The sequence below is a fragment of the Huaxiibacter chinensis genome (assembly GCF_022171985.1).
Lineage (GTDB): Bacteria > Pseudomonadota > Gammaproteobacteria > Enterobacterales > Enterobacteriaceae > Enterobacter > Enterobacter chinensis_A.
In genome coordinates, this window is the sequence record NZ_JAJVHF010000001.1 from 102232 (window position 1) to 116023 (window position 13792).

General features: G+C 54.1%; 16 protein-coding genes. 10 read left to right on the forward strand and 6 right to left on the reverse strand.

Annotated features, from left to right (window positions below; all coding sequences use genetic code 11):
- Window positions 1–25: 25 nt before the first annotated feature.
- Window positions 26–466 (reverse strand): transcriptional regulator SlyA, encoded by a 441-nt coding sequence (slyA, locus tag LZP96_RS00510; RefSeq protein ID WP_064325892.1) that lies wholly within the window; start codon window positions 464–466, stop codon window positions 26–28.
- A 185-nt stretch (window positions 467–651) separates the two neighbouring features.
- Between slyA and LZP96_RS00515 the strand changes: the two genes are divergently transcribed.
- Genes LZP96_RS00515 through LZP96_RS00525 form a run of 3 tightly spaced genes read left to right on the forward strand, consistent with a single transcriptional unit; the run spans window position 652 to window position 3781 of the window.
- Window positions 652–888, forward strand: coding sequence for a DUF1656 domain-containing protein (locus tag LZP96_RS00515; RefSeq protein ID WP_064325891.1), 237 nt, complete (start codon window positions 652–654; stop codon window positions 886–888).
- 2 nt (window positions 889–890) lie between these two features.
- Entirely contained in the window at window positions 891–1751 is an 861-nt protein-coding gene (locus tag LZP96_RS00520; protein WP_064325890.1) for an efflux RND transporter periplasmic adaptor subunit, read from the forward strand.
- Entirely contained in the window at window positions 1751–3781 is a 2031-nt protein-coding gene (locus tag LZP96_RS00525; RefSeq protein ID WP_064325889.1) for an FUSC family protein, read from the forward strand. The genes LZP96_RS00520 and LZP96_RS00525 overlap by 1 nt, the downstream gene beginning before the upstream one ends.
- On the opposite strand, the gene sodC is transcribed toward LZP96_RS00525, so the two are convergent.
- From sodC to LZP96_RS00540, 3 genes are all read right to left on the reverse strand, one after another.
- Complete coding sequence (gene sodC / locus LZP96_RS00530) at window positions 3760–4278, reverse strand: superoxide dismutase [Cu-Zn] SodC (RefSeq protein WP_064325888.1); 519 nt, start codon at window positions 4276–4278, stop codon at window positions 3760–3762. The genes LZP96_RS00525 and sodC overlap by 22 nt on opposite strands.
- A gap of 78 nt (window positions 4279–4356) precedes the next feature.
- Complete coding sequence (locus tag LZP96_RS00535) at window positions 4357–5253, reverse strand: aldo/keto reductase (RefSeq protein WP_064325887.1); 897 nt, start codon at window positions 5251–5253, stop codon at window positions 4357–4359.
- 49 nt (window positions 5254–5302) lie between these two features.
- On the reverse strand, window positions 5303–5542 hold the full coding sequence (locus LZP96_RS00540; protein ID WP_064328110.1) for a DUF1289 domain-containing protein: 240 nt from the start codon (window positions 5540–5542) through the stop codon (window positions 5303–5305).
- A gap of 146 nt (window positions 5543–5688) precedes the next feature.
- Here LZP96_RS00540 and eptA point away from each other — a divergent pair, with 146 nt between their 5' ends.
- The 5 genes from eptA to rnt all read left to right on the forward strand — a co-directional run bounded on the left by eptA (window position 5689) and on the right by rnt (window position 10359).
- Window positions 5689–7320: a phosphoethanolamine transferase EptA gene (eptA, locus tag LZP96_RS00545; RefSeq protein WP_064325886.1), complete on the forward strand. Its 1632-nt coding sequence runs from the start codon at window positions 5689–5691 to the stop codon at window positions 7318–7320.
- A gap of 38 nt (window positions 7321–7358) precedes the next feature.
- Window positions 7359–7955: a TetR/AcrR family transcriptional regulator gene (locus LZP96_RS00550; RefSeq protein WP_064325885.1), complete on the forward strand. Its 597-nt coding sequence runs from the start codon at window positions 7359–7361 to the stop codon at window positions 7953–7955.
- Between the two features lie 53 nt (window positions 7956–8008).
- Complete coding sequence (locus tag LZP96_RS00555; protein ID WP_064325884.1) at window positions 8009–9106, forward strand: alkene reductase; 1098 nt, start codon at window positions 8009–8011, stop codon at window positions 9104–9106.
- A gap of 98 nt (window positions 9107–9204) precedes the next feature.
- The gene (gene gloA, locus LZP96_RS00560; protein WP_064325883.1) at window positions 9205–9612 is read left to right on the forward strand and encodes a lactoylglutathione lyase; all 408 of its coding nucleotides are present in this window, start codon (window positions 9205–9207) and stop codon (window positions 9610–9612) included.
- A 96-nt stretch (window positions 9613–9708) separates the two neighbouring features.
- Complete coding sequence (gene rnt, locus LZP96_RS00565) at window positions 9709–10359, forward strand: ribonuclease T (RefSeq protein ID WP_064325882.1); 651 nt, start codon at window positions 9709–9711, stop codon at window positions 10357–10359.
- Between the two features lie 45 nt (window positions 10360–10404).
- On the opposite strand, the gene grxD is transcribed toward rnt, so the two are convergent.
- Window positions 10405–10752 (reverse strand): monothiol glutaredoxin 4, encoded by a 348-nt coding sequence (grxD, locus tag LZP96_RS00570; protein ID WP_064325881.1) that lies wholly within the window; start codon window positions 10750–10752, stop codon window positions 10405–10407.
- 337 nt (window positions 10753–11089) lie between these two features.
- Here grxD and LZP96_RS00575 point away from each other — a divergent pair, with 337 nt between their 5' ends.
- Together LZP96_RS00575 and sodB are read left to right on the forward strand one after the other, a co-directional pair.
- The gene (locus tag LZP96_RS00575; protein ID WP_064325880.1) at window positions 11090–11857 is read left to right on the forward strand and encodes a C40 family peptidase; all 768 of its coding nucleotides are present in this window, start codon (window positions 11090–11092) and stop codon (window positions 11855–11857) included.
- A gap of 120 nt (window positions 11858–11977) precedes the next feature.
- Complete coding sequence (gene sodB / locus LZP96_RS00580; RefSeq protein ID WP_064325879.1) at window positions 11978–12559, forward strand: superoxide dismutase [Fe]; 582 nt, start codon at window positions 11978–11980, stop codon at window positions 12557–12559.
- Window positions 12560–12595: 36 nt separating this feature from the next.
- Here the strand turns inward: sodB and LZP96_RS00585 are convergent, their stop codons facing one another.
- Window positions 12596–13762 (reverse strand): MFS transporter, encoded by a 1167-nt coding sequence (locus LZP96_RS00585; RefSeq protein ID WP_064325878.1) that lies wholly within the window; start codon window positions 13760–13762, stop codon window positions 12596–12598.
- Window positions 13763–13792: the final 30 nt, after the last annotated feature.

Sequence of the window (13792 nt, forward strand, 5' to 3'; positions counted from 1 at the left end):
TTGCAGATGCAAGGCTTTACAGAGGTTAGTCGCGGGATTGCAGCTCGTTGATGTTTTGCTCCAGGCGAGCAATCAAATCAATCAGTTGTTCCAGCTCAACAGGAGAGATACCCGAAAGGATTTCGCCCCGCGTCTTGCTGATGACGGTTTCCATCTCAGTAATAATAGGCTCAGCTTTCTCGGTGAGCTTAATACGTTTTGCACGGCGATCGCTGGCGCAGGTTTGACGAGAGATCAAACCCTTCTCCTCCAGCTGATCGAGCGTGCGAACCAGAGACGGCTGCTCAATGCCTATCGCTTTTGCCAGTTGAATCTGCGACTGGTCGGGCGGCAACTGGTGAATGTTGTGCAGTGTGACCCAATGCGTCTGCGTTAATTCCAGAGGTTTCAGGCGATGGTCAATCAGAGCACGCCAGATGCGTACTAACCTGGCCAGATCAGAACCTAATGGCGATTCCAATTTCATCTCCTTATAATTAGCTTGCTAAGTTATTATACTGATTTTAGAATAGTGTGCAGCATTTGTATTGCCAAAACAAATGCAATACTGCATTCAACCATGTTGAAACTTTGATTTACACTTAATATTGACGGCTCCGTCATGTTAAGACAGGCCGCAACGCCCATCCCCATTGCAAAGGATTTCTGCTTGTGACGTTCACCAATAGCGCTGTTGGCCTCCCCCTTCAGGATTTGATCCTTGGCGCTTCCGTCTACTTTCCTCCGCTGTTTAAGGCGGTATTACTTGGTTTTTTGATCTGGCTCGTCGCGCACCGTCTGCTGCGCGACTGGATGTACTCCGGTGAAATCTGGCACCCCATGCTAATGGACCTTTCGCTGTTTGTGCTTTCCGTTTGTCTGGGCCTTGGCCTGTTGATTGCGTGGTAACTATGTCGCTGAAAACCATAAAGTATTTTTCTACTTTACTTGTTCTTGCGCTGGCGTTAATCGCCGGGTGGTGGCTGTGGAGCTTCTATATGCAATCCCCCTGGACGCGCGATGGAAAAGTGCGCGCTGAGCAGGTCAGCATTACGCCACAGGTGTCCGGGAGCATTACCACATTGCGGGTAAAAGATAACCAGTATGTTAAGCAAGGCGAGGTGTTATTCCGCATCGATGAGACGCCTTACCATATCGCGGTGCTGAACGCTCAGGCGCAGCTGGCGAAAGCACAGTCGGAACTGGCTAAAGCGAATAATGAAGCGAATCGTCGGCGCCACCTGTCAAAAAATTATATTTCTGCAGAAGATCTGGATACCGCTAATATCAACGTCAAAGCGATGCAGGCAAGCGTAGACGTTGCGCAGGCTACGTTAAAACAGGCGCAGTGGCAGTTATCGCAAACCGTCGTGACAGCGCCGGTAGAGGGATGGATAACCAATCTGGCTACCCGCACCGGGGATTACGCCACCCAGGGACAACCGTTATTTGCTCTGGTAGATAGCCGCTCTTTTTATGTCGTAGGCTATTTTGAGGAGACGAAACTCCGCCATATTCGTGAAGGTGCCCCCGCCCGGATCACCCTGTACAGTGGTCATGAGGCGTTACAGGGTCACGTTTCCAGCATCGGTCGCGCCATTTATGACCAGAGCGTGGAGACAGATTCTGGGCTGGTGCCGGATATCAAACCCAACGTACCCTGGGTGCGTCTGGCGCAGCGGGTACCGGTTCGCATCGCCTTCGACGCGCTTCCTGAGGATATCACTTTGGTGTCTGGCACCACCTGTACCGTGTCGATTGGACAGCGATAATGAATGGGCCGGCTTTTTTCTGGCATCAGTTACCCTGGGTGAAAGCCACCCGCCCGCAGTGGCGCTACGCCTTACGCAACGGTATTGCCATGTGTCTCGCTCTTACCGTTGCCTACTACCTGAATCTGGATGAACCCTACTGGGCGATGACCTCTGCTGCGGTAGTCAGTTTTCCGACCGTGGGCGGGGTGATCAGTAAAAGCTTTGGTCGTATTGCCGGCAGTTTGCTGGGCGCCACGGCGGCGTTGATTATCGCCGGGCATACCCTGAACGACCCCTGGCTGTTTTTGCTGAGTATGGCGACCTGGCTGGGTATCTGCACCTGGGCCTGCGCCCACTTTACCAATAATGTGGCGTATGCCTTTCAGCTGGCAGGCTATACGGCAGCGATTATCGCCTTCCCGGTGATTAACGTTGTTGATACCACCGAACTGTGGGATATCGCCCAGGCACGCGTCTGTGAAGTCATTATCGGTATTTTGTGCGGTGGCGTAATGATGATGATTCTGCCCAGCACCTCCGATGGCACGACGCTCATTTCAGCGTTAAAAACCATGCACGCTCGTTTACTCGAACATGCGAGCCTGCTCTGGCAGCCCGAGACGCATGACGGCATCCGCCTGGCTCATGAAAAAGTCATTAGCCAGATTCTGACCATGAACCTGCTGCGTATTCAGGCATTCTGGAGCCATTACCGTTTTCGCCGCCAGAATGCCCTGCTCAACGCTCTGCTGCACCAGCAATTGCGCATGACCAGCGCCATCTCCAGCCTGCGTCGGATGCTGCTCAACTGGCCCAATCCGCCTGAGCATACACGGGCGGTAATCGAATCCCTGCTGGCCGCACTGGCGCAACCCCAAACCGACCTTTACACCGTGGCGCGTATTATTGCCCCGCTTGCCCCGACGGACGAGTATGACTACCGCCACCGCGCCTTCTGGCAGCGGCTCATCTATTTTTGTCGGCTTTACCTGCGAAGCAGTCGCTGGATTGCTGTTGTAGAAAACGCCACCCCCATCACTGAATTCAAGGTTCCGCGCAGCCCGGCGCTGGCGCGACACACCGATAATCTCGAAGCGTTGTGGAGCGGGTTTCGCACGTTTTGCGCGCTGATGCTGGTTGGGGCGTGGAGCATTACGACACAATGGGAATCTGGCGCGGCGGCACTGACGCTGGCGGCGATAAGCTGCGTACTCTACTCCATTGTCGCATCACCTTATCACTCCCTTACGCTGCTGCTGCGCACGCTGGTTCTTTTGTCGCTTTTCAGCTTTGTGGTGAAATTTGGCCTGATGGTACAAATCAGCGACCTGTGGCAGTTTTTACTGTTTCTCTTCCCGTTGTTGACCACTATGCAGTTGCTCAAACTGCAAATGCCCAAACTCGCCGGACTGTGGGGACAACTGATTGTTTTTATGGGTTCCTTTATCGCCGTCACCAATCCTCCGGTCTATGATTACGCCGATTTCCTGAATGATAATCTGGCGAAAATAGTGGGCGTTGGGCTGGCATGGCTGGCGTTCGCCGTACTGCGACCCGGCTCTGACGCGCGAAAAAGCCGCCGTCATATTCGTGAGCTACGTCGGGGATTTGTCGATCAACTCAGCCGCAAGCCGCATCTGCTGGAAAGCGAATATGAGTCGCTGGTGTATCACCACGTCAGCCAGCTGAACAACAGCCAGGATTCACTGTCGCGCCGCTGGCTTTTGCGCTGGGGTGTGGTTCTGCTGAACTGTTCGCATGTGGTGTGGCAGCTGCGTGGGTGGGAGACCCGTTCCGATCCCCTTTCGCAGGTGCGCGATGTCTGCCTGTCACTGCTGCGGGATGTGATGAGTGAACGCGGGGTTCAGCAGCGTCCGCTGGCCGTGACGCTGGCAGAACTTCAGCGTATTTGTGACACGCTCGCGCACCACCCGTTACCGGCCGCGCGCGAGCTGGCCTCCCTTATCTGGCGACTGCACTGCTCGCTTTCTCAATTAGAGCAAGCGCCGCCGCCGGGCACCCTTGGTCAGATGACGCCGCAGGCGTAACGCGCCCCGCCGCCGCCCAGCGGTTTAGGCTGATCGGACATATTATCGCCCCCCACGTGAACCATCAGCGCTTTGCCTTTCACGTCGTCCAGTTTTTTCAGCCTGGGCGCGGTTACGGGCTCGGTCGCTTTGCCATCGTTGTTGACGACCAGCACGGGCAGATCGCCCAGATGCCCCATTCCCTCAGGACCTTCATGTTTACCTGAATTATGCGGATCGAGATGCCCACCAGCGGCTTCGGCTGCAGACGCTTTGCCGTCTTTCAGCGCGGGCTGACAGCTGCCTTTGGCGTGAACATGAAAACCATGTTCACCGGGAGGAAGCGCTTTGAGATCGGGGGTAAAGGTCAGTCCCTTGTCCGTTTCAGTAATGTTCACTGTTCCGATGGACTGACCGACACCCTGAGACGTGACCAGATTCATTTCTACTTCATGGCTGGCGGCCTGCGCCCCTGCGCACACCACCATTGCGACAACTGCCAGCGCAAAATGCTTCATGTAGCCTCCTCGGTTTAGTTTTGCCCCTTAAGTCTATACCAGGGACGCAGTTTTGACCGGAAAGCCACCATCAGGCACTTATGGCACGTCGTAGCCCAGCGCCGCCTTACGGATACGGAACCATTGCTGGCGGGTCATCTGCAGTTCTTCGGCAGCTATCGCCGAACGAACGCGTTCGATTTTGCCTGAGCCAATAATCGGCAGCGGCTGAGAAGGCAGACGCAGGATCCACGCGTAAACGACTTGCTCGATATTGTCTGCATTCAACTCACGCGCCACGGTTTCAAGCTCATCGCGCAGCGGCTGGAACGCCTCGTCATTGAACAGACGCCCGCCGCCCAGGCAAGACCATGCCATAGGACGAACACGCAGCTGTTGCAGCTGATCGAGCGTGCCATCCAGCAGCAGAGGCTGATGTACCGGGGAAATTTCCACCTGGTTAGTGACGAGGGTAAAAGGCAAACGAGACTGCAGCAGGGCAAATTGCGCAGGTGTGAAGTTCGAGACGCCAAAATGACGCACCTTGCCGCTCTGGTGCAGGCTCAGAAACGCCTCAGCCACCTCATCGGCATCCATCAGCGGATCCGGACGGTGAATCAGCAACAGGTCAAGACGATCGGTCGCCAGATGGGTTAACGACTGCTCGGCGCTTTTGATAATATGGTCGGCGTCGGTAATGTAATGGCCGAGACTGTGCTCAGGTTTGGCGGTAGTGGCAATGCCGCATTTGGTAACGATTTCCAGACGATCGCGCAGTGCAGGTGCCAGCTTCAGCGCCTCGCCAAAGGCCGCCTCACAAAGATAGCCGCCATAGATATCCGCATGATCGACCGTGGTAACCCCTAAATCGAGATGCTCTTCAATAAAACTTACCAGCTGACGCGGGGACATGTTCCAGTCCATTAAACGCCAGTAGCCCATCACAAAACGGGAAAACTCCGGACCCTGGGGTGCAAGGGTAATACGCTGAACCATAACAATTTCCTCAGTGATGTCATTGCTGTGAGTATACGCATATACGCAGCTAAAACAGTGAGGGTTGCTGCGGTTCTTCGGTATCGGGGGCTTTATTCGCGCGTAATTTACGCAATAAACGCTGCCGACACAGGCGAATCACCTCCTGCTTCTCAACGTCGCTCATTTTTTGCCAGTTAAAACGCTCATCGCGGCTGCGCATGCATCCTCGACAAAATCCGCGCTCGTCAGACTGACAAATCCCCCGGCACGGGCTCTGGATGGGGAAAAACTCCAGTTGCTCTGCCACGACCACCTCCCGAAACCTGTTATCCCTACAGTGAAGACGTTAAATGCCGGGCATGCAAGGGGCTTGGTACAGAAATGTCTCATTAAGGTTTCTCTAATCTTCCCTCCCTATACTCGACACATCATAAGTATGAATGGTTAAGAAAGATGAAGTGGACAGTTAAGAAGTTACAATGTAACGACACAAAATTTACCCTGGCATGTGCGCTTTTTTTCACCGTATTGAACGCCCTCTTCATTCAGCGCAGCTGGACGTTAATCGCCCCGGCACATCTGCATGAAGTCCTGTTTGCCGCCTCCGTCCCGCTGGTGCTATTTTGCGGCTGGGTGATTGTATTCAGCCTGCTGAATATCCCGTTTATTCGCAAGCCGCTGTTGATATTGCTGACGATGGGCTGCGCCGGGGCGACCTACTTTATGTATACCTACGGCGCGGTCATCGATCAGAACATGATCGTGAACGTGTTTGAAACCAACTCACAGGAAGCCACCGCGTTAGTCACGCCGCAAATGATTTTATGGATTGCGATAGCCGGGGTGATTCCCTCACTGGTTCTGGCGCTTACGCGTATTCATTCAGGCAAATGGTGGTATACCCTGTTGATGCGTCTGGCCTCAATGCTGGGCGCGCTGTTAATCATCCTTCTTATCGCCTCCGTCTTTTATAAAGATTACGCCTCGCTTTTTCGTAACAACAAAAGCATCGTCAAGATGGTCACTCCCGCTAACTACGTGAGTGCCATGATGAAATACAGTAAAGAACGCTGGTTCGCCGGCGATCAGACGCTGGTGCGCATGGGTGAAGATGCCCATAAAGGGCCGGTAATTCTGGGCCAGACGAAGAAAACCGTGCTGGTGCTGGTGATTGGCGAAGCCTCCCGCGCAGAAAATTACTCACTGAACGGTTACGGCCGCGAGACAAACCCTGAACTCACGAAGCAAAACGTGATTAACTTCCCCCAGGCCTCCTCCTGCGGGACCGAAACCGCCGTCTCCGTGCCCTGCATGTTCTCAGGGATGCCGCGTAAGAAATATGATGCCGATCTGGCACACCATCAGGAAGGTCTTCTCGACGTGCTCGCTCATGCTGGCGTTAATCTGCTGTGGCGTGAGAATGATGGCGGCTGTAAAGGCGCCTGCGATCGCATCCCTCATACTGACATGACGCAGTGGAAACTGGATCAGTTCTGCAAGGATAAATCCTGTATCGATGACGCGGATCTCTATCATCTGGATAACGTACTGGATGGGTTAAAACAGGATTCCGTGCTGGTGGTCCATCTCATGGGCAGCCACGGTCCGGCCTATTACCAGCGCTATCCACAGGCTTACCGGAAATTTACCCCAACCTGTGACACTAACCAAATTCAGGACTGCGATCACCAGGCGCTGATCAATACTTACGACAACACGATCCTCTATACCGACAGCGTGCTTAGCAGAACAATCGATGCCCTTAAGGCCCGCCAGTCGACGATGAATACAGCGCTCATTTACCTCTCCGATCACGGTGAATCATTGGGTGAGAACGGGATTTATCTCCACGGTACGCCTTATCTGCTGGCCCCTTCCCAACAGACGCATATTCCCTTTATGTTCTGGCTGTCTCCGGACTATGTGAAAAATTACGGCGTGGATGAGCCTTGCCTGCGGGATCTGGCCGCAAAAAATGCGGTGTCGCAGGATAATCTGTACTCCACCGTCATGGGCATGATGAATGTCAAATCAGCCGTTTACCAACCGCTGATGGACATTCTGACGCCGTGCCGGAAAGCGTAAGGGTTGCAATAGACCGAATGGTCTATTACAGTAGCCCCATGAGCAGAAACACTGAACACGACACACGAGAACATTTACTGGCGACCGGCGAGCGTCTTTGTATGCACCGCGGGTTTACCGGCATGGGATTGAGTGAATTGTTAAAAACGGCTGAAGTGCCTAAAGGGTCGTTTTATCACTACTTCCGGTCGAAAGAGGCCTTCGGCGTGGCGATGCTGGAACGGCATTACGCCAGTTACCATCAGCGTCTGGCCACGCATTTCGCCAGCGGTGAAGGTAACTATCGCGATCGTGTTCTGAATTATTATCAGGAAACCCTGACGCAGTTTTGCCAGCAAGGCATTATCAGCGGTTGTCTGACCGTAAAATTGTCCGCAGAGGTGTGCGATCTGTCAGAAGATATGCGCACAGCAATGGATAAAGGCGCCCGGGGCGTGATTGCGCTCCTGGGCGAGGCGCTGGAAAAAGGTCGCGACGAAAAGACGCTGACCTTTTCCGGAGCCCCTCTCACGCAGGCGCAAGTTCTCTATGCGCTATGGCTGGGGGCAAATCTGCAGGCCAAGATTTCTCGCAGCGCTGTGCCGCTTGAAAGCGCGCTGGCGCATGTGAAAAACACCATTACGGCGCCTGTCTGACAGGCGTTTTTATTTACCCTATTACTAGTCGACTGGTCTATTCAGGAGCTTTTATGTCAGCTGAAAAATTATTCACCCCGTTGAAAGTTGGTGCAGTCATGGCACCTAACCGCGTATTTATGGCGCCACTGACGCGCCTGCGCAGCATTGAGCCGGGCGACATCCCTACGCCGCTGATGGGCGAATATTATCGTCAGCGTGCCAGCGCTGGCCTTATCATCTCTGAAGCGACCCAGATTTCCGCACAGGCCAAAGGCTATGCCGGCGCGCCAGGCCTGCACAGCCCGGAACAAATTGCCGCGTGGAAGAAAATCACCGCGGGTGTGCATGCTGATGACGGCCGCATTGCGGTACAGCTGTGGCATACCGGTCGTATTTCTCACAGCAGCATCCAGCCTGGCGGCGAAGCGCCCGTCTCTGCTTCAGCGCTAAATGCAGGTACCCGTACGTCTCTGCGTGATGAAAACGGCAATGCGATTCGCGTCGACACCTCAACCCCACGCGCCCTGGCGCTGGAGGAAATTCCTGGCATCGTGAATGATTTCCGTCAGGCAGTGGCAAATGCGCGCGAAGCGGGCTTTGACCTGGTCGAACTGCACTCCGCACACGGCTATCTGCTGCACCAGTTCCTGTCTCCCTCCTCTAACCATCGTACTGACCAGTATGGCGGCAGCGTTGAAAACCGTGCGCGTCTGGTGCTGGAAGTGGTGGATGCCGTTTGTCAGGAGTGGAGTGCCGATCGTATTGGGATTCGAGTCTCACCTGTCGGCTCCTTCCAGAATGTCGATAACGGTCCAAATGAAGAAGCTGATGCCCTGTATTTGATTGAAGAGCTGGCAAAACGCGGCATTGCGTATCTGCACATGTCAGAACCAGACTGGGCGGGCGGCGAACCGTACTCTGATGCCTTCCGCGAAAAAGTGCGCGCGCGCTTCCACGGCGTGATCATCGGTGCCGGTGCCTACACCCCGGAAAAAGCAGAAGAGCTGATCGAGAAAGGTCTGATCGATGCCGTTGCGTTTGGCCGCGATTTCATCGCCAACCCGGATCTCGTGGCGCGCTTGCAGCGTAAAGCCGCACTGAATCCACAGCGCCCGGAAAGCTTCTATGGCGGTGGCGCTGAAGGTTATACCGACTATCCTTCCTTGTAATTCCCCTTTGTACATTGATAGCGGCGACACTTCGCCGCTATACTAAAACATCGTTTCTGTTCAAAAAGATAATCCATTTCATTGGTTAAGAGGAAATTATGCGCCTGCTTCACACCATGCTGCGCGTTGGCGACCTGCAACGCTCCATCGAGTTCTATACGAATGTACTGGGCATGCAGCTCCTGCGTACCAGCGAAAATACTGAATACAAATACTCACTGGCGTTCGTGGGCTACGGCCCGGAAAGCGACGAGGCGGTGATTGAGCTGACCTATAACTGGGGCGTCGACAGTTACGATCTGGGTAATGCCTATGGTCATATCGCCCTGGAAGTGGACAACGCGGCAGAAGCCTGCGAGCGTATCCGCAGTAACGGCGGCAACGTCACGCGTGAAGCGGGTCCGGTCAAAGGCGGCACCACCGTTATCGCGTTCGTTGAAGATCCAGACGGCTACAAAATTGAACTGATTGAAGCCAAAGACGCTGGTCGTGGTCTGGGCAATTGATCCCTGCGGGCGCGCAATGCGCCCGTTGTTTTACTGCATCCCCGCGCAAAATTTGCCATAATACGCTCTGCTTTTTTCCCCTTGTAAGAGACCCTGATGTCCGATAACGCTCAACTTACCGGTCTGTGTGACCGTTTTCGTGGTTTTTATCCTGTCGTCATTGATGTAGAAACGGCCGGGTTTAACGCTAAAACCGATGCGCTGCTTGAGATTGCGGCCATCACACTGAAAATGGATGAACAGGGCTGGCTTACACCGGACACCACGCTGCACTTCCACGTTGACCCTTTTGAAGGCGCCAATCTGCAACCTGAAGCGCTGGCCTTTAATGGCATCGATCCCACGAACCCCCTGCGCGGTGCCGTGAGCGAATACGACGCGCTGCACGCCATCTTTAAAATGGTGCGCAAAGGCATGAAAGAGACACACTGTAACCGGGCGATTATGGTGGCGCATAACGCGACCTTCGATCACGGTTTTATGATGGCCGCCGCCGAGCGTGCGTCCCTTAAGCGTAACCCGTTCCATCCGTTCGTTACCTTTGATACCGCCGCGCTCAGCGGACTGGCGTTAGGGCAGACGGTCTTATCGAAAGCCTGTATCACGGCAGGCATTGATTTTGACGGGACGCAGGCGCACTCCGCCCTTTATGACACCGAGCGCACGGCTGAATTGTTTTGCGAAATCGTCAACCGCTGGAAGCGGCTTGGCGGCTGGCCGCTGCCGATGGGCGAGAGCGAGGAATAAAAAAAGCGACCTTAAAAGGTCGCTTTTTTTTTGCTTAACGCTCCGTTACTCTGCGTCAGGCTCTTCCGTTTTGTACTTCGCAGCGGTTTCTTTGATCAGCTGCTGCAGCTCACCGCGCTGGTACATTTCAATCAGAATATCACAACCGCCAACCAGTTCGCCGTCCACCCACAGCTGCGGGAAGGTCGGCCAGTTGGCGTATTTCGGCAGCTCGGCGCGGATGTCCGGGTTCTGCAGAATATCAACGTAAGCAAAACGCTCGCCACAGGCTGACAGCGCCTGAACCGCTTGAGCAGAAAAACCGCAGCTAGGCAGTTTTGGAGAACCTTTCATATACAGGAGAATCGGGTTTTCAGCGACCTGGCGCTGGATTTTTTCAATAGTAGTGCTCATGTCTTGCTTCCTTATACTTCTGTTACGGCATTCGTCTGACATTGTAGCGGGTCAGAGAGACATCGGAAAATAACATTTTCGTCACGTCTTATTATTTTAACCTTTGTTGGCTAAAGTTGCATTCCTGATAGAGGTTATCCCTGTCAGCGGTGTGGTTTTGCTTAAGGAAACAGCAACCCCGTCCAGATTGACGTTTTTTTTTGCACTTGGTTACGAAACGCAATTTTAGTGGGGCAAATGCTATTAACATTTCATGTTTTTATAGATTAGAATCGACGGGCTTTGTAAATCATACGTGGGTATTATTGATGGCCTGCACTCACCAGAGGACTGCCCAGTGGCGCGCATAACAAAAATCTCGATGACGCTCTGTGCTTTACTGTTTACCACACTCTCATTTACGCCGCTGGCCAACGCCTCTGAGCAGGCACGGCATACGGCTGTACAAAAAACACATCTGGCTAAGACCACAGAACGTAAGAAAAAAAGTACGCAAAAAAACGAAAAGAATAAAACAGCCAGCAAGCAAAAAAAGGTTTCCAGCAAGTCCAGCCACACCACAGCAAAAAACACCCGCAAAACTTCCCGTACTGCCTCCGCTTCTCTGAAAGAAAAATGCACGGTCCGAAAAGGCCATAAATCAACCTGTCTGAAAGTGAGCAAAACGGCGAAGCTGTCAGAAGTGCATAAAGTACGAATGCAGAAAGCGCAAAAAACGGCCATGAAAAAGCTGATGGGGCAAATTGGGAAACCCTATCACTGGGGTGGTTCCTCTCCCCGCACCGGTTTTGACTGCAGCGGCCTGGTCTATTACGCCTATAAAGATTTGGTTAAATTCCGTATTCCGCGCACAGCGAATGAAATGTATCACCTGCGTGATGCCGCCTCGGTCGACCGGGGTGAACTGGAAAGTGGCGATTTGGTCTTCTTCCGTACGCAAGGGCGCGGCACGGCCGATCACGTGGGCGTTTACGTTGGAAACGGTAAATTTATTCAGTCTCCACGCAGTGGTCAGGATATTCAAATCACCTCTCTGAGCGAAGACTACTGGGTGCGCCACTACGTGGGTGCCCGCCGGGTTATGACCCCGAAAACCATTCGTTAATCCCTGCCCTGCCGCACTGTCGGCAGGGTAAGTTCCTCTTTTGCATACTCTTTCAATTTGCTACTCTACCCCTGCGTTTAATAAGGTTATTAGGTGCGCAAAATAATAAGGAGAGAAGCAATGTCGTTTGAATTACCTGCACTACCGTATGCAAAAGACGCCCTGGCCCCGCACATTTCTGCGGAAACCCTGGACTACCATTACGGCAAGCATCATCAGACCTACGTCACCAACCTGAACAACCTGATCAAAGGCACCGATTTTGAAGGCAAAACGCTGGAAGAGATCGTGCGCACTTCTGAAGCGGGCATTTTCAATAACGCCGCGCAGGTCTGGAACCACACCTTCTACTGGCACTGCCTGGCACCGAATGCCGGTGGCGAACCCACTGGCGAACTGGCCTCCGCCATTAACGCGGCGTTTGGCAGCTTTGCAGATTTCAAGGCGAAGTTTACCGATGCGGCAATTAAAAACTTTGGTTCTGGCTGGACATGGCTGGTGAAAGAGGCCGATGGCACACTGGCTATCGTTTCAACCTCGAATGCCGGTACGCCGTTAACCACCCGCGCAACGCCGCTGATGACCGTGGACGTGTGGGAACACGCCTACTACATTGACTACCGTAACGCGCGTCCAAACTATCTTGAGCACTTCTGGGCGCTGGTCAACTGGGACTTTGTGGCGAAGAACCTCGCCGCCTAAAAGAGACGCAGAAGGGGCCACCCTTCTGCGTTATTGTTATTCCGTTGCGCACGCTGGTTGAGGCTGTCTACGCCCTGACACCAGCACCAGCAGTAAACCCAGTGCCGCGATGATCGCGCCCATCACCGGCACAAACGTGTATCCCAGCCCGCCAGAGATAACCGCGCCGCCTGCAGCGGCCCCCAGCGCATTGCCGAGATTAAAGGCCCCGATATTGACCGAGGATGAGAGGCCCGGCGCTTCATGCGCCACACGCATAACGCGCATCTGCAAGGGGGGAACAACGGCAAAAGTGGCTGCACCCCAGATGACCATCGCGACGGCCGCGCCCAGCTCATTACGCGCCAGCCACGGAATCAGTAACATAATCACGATCAACAGCGCTAAGAAGCCTTTCAGGGTTCCGCTAACGGAGCGATCCGCCAGTTTGCCACCCAGAAAGTTGCCAACCGAAAACCCAACGCCGATAAGTACCAGCATTGCCGTAACAAACACCGGCGTGGCATGGGTAATATCCTGCAGCACCGGGGAGATATAGGTATAGAGCGTGAACATCGCACCCGCGCCAAGAACGGTAGTCAGAAGCGCAGAAAGCACCTGCGGGCGCATCAGTACGGAAAGCTCTTTGCGGACGTCAGGACGCGCGCCTGCCCCACCCTTCGGCAGAGAGAAGAACAGCGCGACAATCGACAGAATACCGAGCAACGCCGTGGCGAGGAAGGACATCCGCCAGCCAATGGTTTCCCCAAGCCAGGTTGCAGCCGGTACGCCGCCGATGTTGGCGATCGTCAGCCCCATAAACATGGTGGCTACGGCACTGGCCTGCTTGTGCTTAGGAACCACGCTCGCCGCCACCACCGACCCCAGGCCAAAGAAGGCACCGTGGTTAAGACTGGTCAGGATCCGCGACAGCATCAGCGTAGTGTAGTCCGGTGAAATGGCCGACAGAACATTCCCCGCGGTGAAAATAGCCATCAGGAAAATTAACGCGTTACGTCGTCCGCGATGAGAAAGCAGAAGCGTCATCAGCGGCGCACCAACCATGACGCCAATGGCATAGGCGCTGATCAACATGCCTGCGGCGGGAATGGAAACATCCACACCTTTGGCGATTACGGGCAACAGCCCCATCGGGGAAAATTCAGTCGTGCCGATACCAAAGGCGCCAATCGCCAGGGCCAGCAAAGGAAAATTGATTTTCATGGGTCAACTCCGGGGCCGTGTCACTCAGGG

Coding starts and splice junctions, on each gene's coding strand:
- LZP96_RS00550 (WP_064325885.1), top strand. CDS start 7,359: ATGAGCAGAAACACTGAACACGACACACGAGAACATTTACTGGCGACC.
- sodC (WP_064325888.1), bottom strand. CDS start 4,278: ATGAAGCATTTTGCGCTGGCAGTTGTCGCAATGGTGGTGTGCGCAGGG.
- slyA (WP_064325892.1), bottom strand. CDS start 466: ATGAAATTGGAATCGCCATTAGGTTCTGATCTGGCCAGGTTAGTACGC.
- LZP96_RS00520 (WP_064325890.1), top strand. CDS start 891: ATGTCGCTGAAAACCATAAAGTATTTTTCTACTTTACTTGTTCTTGCG.
- LZP96_RS00525 (WP_064325889.1), top strand. CDS start 1,751: ATGAATGGGCCGGCTTTTTTCTGGCATCAGTTACCCTGGGTGAAAGCC.
- eptA (WP_064325886.1), top strand. CDS start 5,689: ATGAAGTGGACAGTTAAGAAGTTACAATGTAACGACACAAAATTTACC.
- rnt (WP_064325882.1), top strand. CDS start 9,709: ATGTCCGATAACGCTCAACTTACCGGTCTGTGTGACCGTTTTCGTGGT.
- grxD (WP_064325881.1), bottom strand. CDS start 10,752: ATGAGCACTACTATTGAAAAAATCCAGCGCCAGGTCGCTGAAAACCCG.
- gloA (WP_064325883.1), top strand. CDS start 9,205: ATGCGCCTGCTTCACACCATGCTGCGCGTTGGCGACCTGCAACGCTCC.
- LZP96_RS00585 (WP_064325878.1), bottom strand. CDS start 13,762: ATGAAAATCAATTTTCCTTTGCTGGCCCTGGCGATTGGCGCCTTTGGT.
- LZP96_RS00535 (WP_064325887.1), bottom strand. CDS start 5,253: ATGGTTCAGCGTATTACCCTTGCACCCCAGGGTCCGGAGTTTTCCCGT.
- LZP96_RS00555 (WP_064325884.1), top strand. CDS start 8,009: ATGTCAGCTGAAAAATTATTCACCCCGTTGAAAGTTGGTGCAGTCATG.
- sodB (WP_064325879.1), top strand. CDS start 11,978: ATGTCGTTTGAATTACCTGCACTACCGTATGCAAAAGACGCCCTGGCC.